The organism is Paracoccus sp. S4493, from assembly GCF_000967735.1.
In the GTDB taxonomy this organism is placed as follows: Bacteria; Pseudomonadota; Alphaproteobacteria; order Rhodobacterales; family Rhodobacteraceae; genus Paracoccus; species Paracoccus marcusii.
On the sequence record NZ_JXYF01000153.1, the window covers coordinates 1 to 410 of the forward strand.

The window sequence follows — 410 nt, forward strand, 5'->3', positions numbered from 1 at the left end:
GCAGCCGGGGGCCACGGTAAGCGTCTCGGCATGAGCAAACCTGAGGCTGCCCGCTACCGTATGACAAACTGGAAGTCCTACAACGAGGCTTTGAGGCGGCGTGGATCGCCACTGATCTGGATGGACAAGGACATGGTGTGGCTGGGGAACAAGGCGGGTCGTCGTGGTCGCCCGCCGGTGTTCTCGGATGCGGCCATCCAGTTCTGCCTGATGGTGAAGGTGCTCTTCGGGCTGCCGCTTCGGCAGACAACCGGAACGGTGGCCAGCATCCTGGAGATGGTCGAGCTCGACTGGCCCGTGCCGGACTTCTCCACGATGAGCCGCAGACAAAAAACCCTCACTGTCCAGATATCCTGCCGGCGCGCACCAGGTCCTCTGAACCTGCTGGTGGACAGCACCGGGATCAAGTT

At 62.2% G+C, this 410-nt stretch carries 1 protein-coding gene; it reads left to right on the forward strand.

The window, feature by feature from the left end:
- Nucleotides 1–30: 30 nt before the first annotated feature.
- Nucleotides 31–410 (forward strand): IS5/IS1182 family transposase (locus tag TW83_RS15485; RefSeq protein ID WP_045983678.1); only part of this gene is annotated, 380 nt, incomplete at its 3' end.